Origin of the sequence: Sulfurovum sp. (assembly GCF_041562805.1) — a bacterium.
GTDB lineage: Bacteria > Campylobacterota > Campylobacteria > Campylobacterales > Sulfurovaceae > Sulfurovum.
Genome location: NZ_JBFFOH010000157.1, coordinates 1 through 5,709, shown reverse-complemented (window position 1 = coordinate 5,709; position 5,709 = coordinate 1). Strand labels below are relative to the sequence as shown.

The following is a 5,709-nucleotide window of genomic DNA, read 5'->3' as shown; positions in this document are numbered from 1 at the left end:
TTGTGCAAAATAGCACAAAATATGTGCCACTCCAGCGGTCGGCTTAGCTAGGCGTTATGTTTAAAAAATATGGAAAATAAATCAATAAATCTTGAAGTTACAAACGATGAAGCATTGGTGCTATTTGAAATGTTGTCGCGTTTCTCTAACACTGATGTTTTATCAATTGAGCATCAGGCTGAACAGCGCGCCCTCTGGAACCTTACATGCATCTTTGAAAAAGTAGTATCGGAGGCATTTGATGGTGAGTATGAGAAATCATTGTCAGCAGCAAGGGAAAGGCTAAAAGATGAGGATTAATAAGCACAAAAACATAACAATACGCTCAAACCGACCCACTTCCGCGGCACATGTTTTGTGTAAAATTCACACAAAACAAGCACCGCTCCAGTGGTCGGTTTAGCTCTGCGTTAAGCGTATAAATCATGAGGCACCTTTTAATAATATTGCTATTGTTGGTGGCGGCATGCTCCACAGAAAACACAGTTAGCTTCGGTCTTGGTCCGTCTGAAGTAGCTGAATTAGCAAAACATGAATTCGAAAGGAATGGCATGTGGTATAAGCAGCTACCTGACGGAAGGTTTGAATTCAAAGAAACCGACGTTAAAGCTGTAGGAATAATAGTAGGCAATATTTATGAATCTATTATTCCGTCAGGTAATAGCTCTAGTTACGGCCCTGAAATGGAAAATATAATTAATAAGAAACTGAAGTCATCAACTCTACAGGTTGAGGTTCGTCGCTTTGATGGCGAAAACTGGTATATATGGAGTGATGCACAGTCAAATGAATATAAAGCTCTTGTTAGAGAGGCCGAAGAAGAACTAATGTCAGCTCTAAACAAGCAGGTGGCGCAGTGAAATCAACGCTTAACAAGGCACTTCAGCCGACCCACCTCCGCGGCACTTGTTTTGTGCTGTATAGCACAAATTCAAGTGCCTCTACGGCGGTCGGCTGAGCTTAACGTTAGCTTTATCAAAAGGAATTTATAATGCGTAAATTATTGTTTTTGGCTTCATTGGTCCTTATTAGCAATATTTCACAAGCCTCAGACATGATGTGGTACTGGGATAATGACGGCGCAACTAAAGGGCTTCTTCCCGACCCAAAATGCCAGTGTTATTTTAGCCTGGAGTTTCCTGTGAAGGTTTTACCAAAACCAGGCGCCCACTTCACACTCTATGAAACAAACTCACAAATTGTCACCTTAAAAACAGATCAGTTCGTTAGTTTAATAACTAACAAAGAATCACCTGAGCAAATTCTTTCTAAGCACGTAGACTACGAACTAAATTATCTTAGTGGAGTGGTCGGCGAAGATAAACTATCAATAGAAAGTAAAGGCTGGGACAAACAGAATCAAATTCTTACTTGGATACTCAACCGAGAGTCGAAAGAAGGTGGCAATTATTTAGTATCAAGCTCTGTTGTTAAATCAGGATGTATATTCTATATATCAAGCTTGGTACCAAGTGAGGCGACTATTCAAAAGGTAAGCGACGCCCAGCATCGTTCATTACGCACTCTAAAAACACATACACCAACCTCAGAAGAAGAAGCGAAACAATTAATCACGGAGTTCACAAAAAGCTAACAAATAATTCAACAAGGACATACCTCCGCGGCGCGAATTTTGTGCAAAATCGCACAAAATACACACCACTACGGTATGCCTGTTAATAAAGCGTTAGAAGGAAAATGGAGCTTTGGCATGAGTAAAATTAAATTACTACTGATACTAGCAATTCTTATCATTGCATTTTCAGTACACGCTGAAGAGTCTAAACAACTTCGTATTTATATAAGTAATCAGAGTTTCATTAAATCTCATGAAAACATTACACTTGTTGTTAACGGAATTGAGCTATACAGAAAAATTCTTCCGGTTAAGTGGCAGCACTATTACGAAACCTTCTCCGTAGACACCACAAATGATACTAAACAATGGATATCTGTTGTTGCAAATGACACTAATGTATCAAGTGTTTTTGGCATTGACTCAAATGATGCAAATAATGACACATGGGTTAGTGTTGAATATTGGTATGATAAAGACAACAAAAGGGGATATTTTACATTCGCTACAGGGCATGGAGTTTTTCTAATTGATTAACCTTCTAACAAATAATTCAACAAGGACATACCTCCGCGGCACGCATTTTGTGCAAACTCGCACAAAATGCACCCCACTACGGTATGCCTGTTAATAGAACGTTATGTGTAAAATTGGATTGGTAAGTGATGACATCTCCTTGGGATTGCAATAAATCTGCAAGAAGTCCAAATGGACACCTTGTGGCTAAAATAGAAGGTGCAGGAGAAATTGCAATGGGTGCTCCCACGTGTGGAGTACTTAGGGTCTCAAATGGAATTGAGGTTGAAGAATGTAATCCATCATTTGTTTGGTCGGATGATTCACAATACATAGCGATCCCCCATTGGACACCCAATAGAAAACAAAAGATTATGGTAATTGATGTGGCTAAAAAAAAGGTTTATCTAGCTTCAGGGGTTTACAGGGTGTTGGAATTATATGAGTTTATAAACGGAATAATACGTGGCATTGATTCTCCCATATATGAGCCATGTAAAATCAACATTAGTGTTGAAGATGTTGTTAGTAACACATAACAATCAGCTTAAGCCGACCCGCCTCCGCGGCACATATTTTGTGCAAAATAGCACAAAATATGTCCCGCTCCAGCGGTCGGCTTAGCTAGGCGTTATGTGTATAAGGAACATTTATGAAACTGCCGTCGTATGAAGTAGATCACTACGAACTAGATAACGGTGAAGAATTACATCGTGAATACCCTGACTCTTTTTCGATACCAAATAAAGAAATCAGGGGGTCGTTAAAACCCGGTAATATAGTAAAGCTAATCTTTCGCATGGAAGAGACCCCTGGGTCTGATGAGGTGTCAGTTGAAAGAATGTGGGTACAAGTAACTAAAACACATAAGTTCTATTATGAAGGTGTTCTAGACAACGTTCCAACAGGTAGTGAATGCGTAAATTATGGCCAAACAGTTAATTTTAAGTCTTGTCACGTGATTGATGTATATGAAGATGAAAACACATAACAAACAGCTCAAGCCGACCCGCCTCCGCGGCACAAAATTTTATGCTGTAAATAGCATAAATTTATGCCGCTACGGCGGTCAGCTTAGCTGAAACGTTAGGCCTACATAGTAAAGAAGATACTCATGAACAGCGTTCAAGTAAGAAGGATGTTCTTAGCACTGGAAACTGGTGACGATCACCTTTTTGACCAAGCACTGCTCGATTTGAATGGTACGGAACCATTGCCAGATGATATATGGTCTATTTTTTACGCTAGTGATGATTACCTACATGAGCAATATGGCGTTTTACATTTTCTTGAAGCTCAAAGTGCAGAAGCATATTACATGTCATTAGCCAAGAACATCGTGAAGCTCAAATTCCTATCTGGGAATTGGACCAAAAATATAATACTCAGAATCGCTAATGCCGGTAACCACGAGATAAATGTATTTAGCAAGGTAGTTACAGAGGCTTGTGAGCCTGAAGAGGCATTAATCATTGATGCCCTTATCGTTGATTTGGTTCAAGGGCCCAAAAATGTATAACGAGACATGAGGTCTCGTTAATATAACTGTTATGAGTCAAAAATAAAATGAACTCTGTAGAGTTAATAAGAAAACTATCACCAGAAGGTGCTGATAGGTTTTATAAAGTCATGCCTTGGATCAACCCAATCCCAAACTCTGCAGAAGAAATTCTTGAGAAAATGGAAATTGCTAGGCAGCGTTTGCAATATGCTGCAGAGCGCCAAGGAGCTATCGAAGATACTGATGGCGAGCGCGCTGTACTCAGTGGGCTAAAAAGTGAAATACAGGCAATAATTAGTGAAGGTTAATAATCGCAGTCACAATAAACCGCAACTCATAACAAGGCGCTCAAACCGACCCACTTCCGCGGCACATGTTTTGTGCAAAATCGCACAAAACACGCACCGCTCCAGCGGTCGGTTTAGCTAGGCGTTAGATTATAAATCAATAAAAAATGAAAGAAAAAATTGACCATTTTCTATCACAAATCACTGAAGAGTTGAAAACATTCAATAACGATTTTTATATTCAATTAATGCATAAAACAGAAACATCAGAGCCAAAAGAAATATTCTTATGGCTACAAAATCTCTCTGAAACAGGAAAGCTCAACAACAAACTTGAAACTTTACTAACAGACTTATTTTATATGCTAAGGTAAATTATGATGCGCTGGAAATCTAAAAATGTATAACGAGACATGAGGTCTCGTTAATATAACTGTTAGGCACACAAATAGAAAACGAAACAGTCAAATGTAGCGAACATGGTGATGCTTACATAACCTATGTATGCAAACACCTGATATCCCGTGAAACCACTACTTGGTACTCCGGAACTCCTGATAGTGAACGCCAGTGGCCTGACGCATGGTGCGATCAATGTCACAAGCACTATCTGGCTCAAGGTGAGTGGAATGATGCATCTGTAGAGGCAGCAGAACCGGACATTAAAATATTATGTCATAAATGCTATGAAAATCTTCGTTCCAAATGTGAAGTACACTATATATAAGAATCTATGCCTAACAATAAATTCAACAAGGACATACCTCCGCGGCGTTCATTTTGTGCAAAATCGCACAAAATGCCCACCACTACGGCATGCCTGTTAATAGAACGTTAGCAGTGATAATGATTAAACAACCAAAAATATTTGATGGTAAGGAATCATCAATAGTAATCCCAATTGTTGGAATGGCAGCACAAGGAATTGCTTACGTACTATTACTCTTTATGGCAGTGCTTTTTTCTGCACTGAAAATCTCGACCAGCAGCATATTATTTGAAATCCTTATTATTGTACTAATTAGCATCCCACTAATTGGCTTTTTTGGTTTGTTTGTGGCATTCCGTAACATAATATTTAATGGTTTAACAAAACCCACGGTTCTAGGGATAACTTACAATCTAATATATCTACTGGGGAACGGGGTTCTTTATGTTGTTGTTTATTTTCTAGCAAAATATGGCGCCTCAGTATGAATCAAGCAACTGCTAACAATGCACTCAAGCCGACCCACTTCCGCGGCACATATTTTGTGCAAGGTCACACAAAATACGCACCGCTCCAGCGTTCGGCTTAGTTTGGCGTTAGGCACTAAAAATGAATACGTATAATATTTATGATCTCCTAGAAACCATAAGCACACGTACTTCAATGTATACTGGAGATAACGATTTACATTCTATCTACTCATTTCTTGGCGGCTATTTTTATGCCATGGATGAGCTGGGCATAGAAGACATTTCAAATCCATCGTTTGCTAAATTTAACGAATGGGTAAAAACAAAACTTGGTTTTAGAACATCTGTGCCAGGCTGGCGCAGGCTCATACTTTGTAATGTCATGGAGCTGGAGGTGCCGGACGGTCCGTTCGACTGGGATGCACTTGAATCACATGCAACTGAAATTGAGCATCAAAATGCAACAAAATTATTTTTTACGCTAATTGATGAATTCAAAAATAATAATGCTTAGTGTCAAGTTTGAACTGCGACAAATGTAGTCACTAACCATAGTAGCATTCCTCTGGCGTTCTGAAGTTAAGACGTTTACGTGGTCGACTGTTAAGCTTCTGAGCGATCACATCACATTGCTGCTGTGTTAAATCAGT

11 protein-coding genes are annotated in these 5,709 nt (G+C 39.3%); all 11 read left to right on the top strand.

Going from position 1 to position 5,709, the window contains the following annotated elements; genetic code table 11:
• Positions 1-69: 69 nt before the first annotated feature.
• The 11 genes from ABYK33_RS13300 (at position 70) to ABYK33_RS13250 (ending at position 5,573) form a co-directional block, all read left to right on the top strand.
• Positions 70-300, top strand: a complete 231-nt coding sequence (locus tag ABYK33_RS13300; protein WP_373033757.1) for a hypothetical protein — start codon at positions 70-72, stop codon at positions 298-300.
• A 251-nt stretch (positions 301-551) separates the two neighbouring features.
• On the top strand, positions 552-860 hold the full coding sequence (locus ABYK33_RS13295) for a hypothetical protein (protein ID WP_373033756.1): 309 nt from the start codon (positions 552-554) through the stop codon (positions 858-860).
• A gap of 131 nt (positions 861-991) precedes the next feature.
• Positions 992-1,594 (top strand): hypothetical protein, encoded by a 603-nt coding sequence (locus ABYK33_RS13290; RefSeq protein ID WP_373033755.1) that lies wholly within the window; start codon positions 992-994, stop codon positions 1,592-1,594.
• Between the two features lie 117 nt (positions 1,595-1,711).
• Positions 1,712-2,113 (top strand): hypothetical protein, encoded by a 402-nt coding sequence (locus tag ABYK33_RS13285; RefSeq protein WP_373033754.1) that lies wholly within the window; start codon positions 1,712-1,714, stop codon positions 2,111-2,113.
• A 182-nt stretch (positions 2,114-2,295) separates the two neighbouring features.
• Positions 2,296-2,631, top strand: a complete 336-nt coding sequence (locus ABYK33_RS13280; protein ID WP_373033753.1) for a hypothetical protein — start codon at positions 2,296-2,298, stop codon at positions 2,629-2,631.
• Between the two features lie 113 nt (positions 2,632-2,744).
• Complete coding sequence (locus tag ABYK33_RS13275) at positions 2,745-3,083, top strand: DUF2314 domain-containing protein (protein ID WP_373033752.1); 339 nt, start codon at positions 2,745-2,747, stop codon at positions 3,081-3,083.
• Positions 3,084-3,230: 147 nt separating this feature from the next.
• Positions 3,231-3,611: an Imm30 family immunity protein gene (locus ABYK33_RS13270; protein ID WP_373033751.1), complete on the top strand. Its 381-nt coding sequence runs from the start codon at positions 3,231-3,233 to the stop codon at positions 3,609-3,611.
• 47 nt (positions 3,612-3,658) lie between these two features.
• Entirely contained in the window at positions 3,659-3,901 is a 243-nt protein-coding gene (locus tag ABYK33_RS13265; RefSeq protein WP_373033750.1) for a hypothetical protein, read from the top strand.
• 146 nt (positions 3,902-4,047) lie between these two features.
• A complete protein-coding gene (locus tag ABYK33_RS13260) occupies positions 4,048-4,254 on the top strand; it encodes a hypothetical protein (protein WP_373033749.1) in 207 nt (68 codons plus the stop codon).
• 472 nt (positions 4,255-4,726) lie between these two features.
• Positions 4,727-5,077 (top strand): hypothetical protein, encoded by a 351-nt coding sequence (locus ABYK33_RS13255; protein ID WP_373033748.1) that lies wholly within the window; start codon positions 4,727-4,729, stop codon positions 5,075-5,077.
• Positions 5,078-5,198: 121 nt separating this feature from the next.
• Entirely contained in the window at positions 5,199-5,573 is a 375-nt protein-coding gene (locus ABYK33_RS13250; RefSeq protein WP_373033747.1) for a hypothetical protein, read from the top strand.
• Positions 5,574-5,709 lie beyond the last annotated feature (136 nt).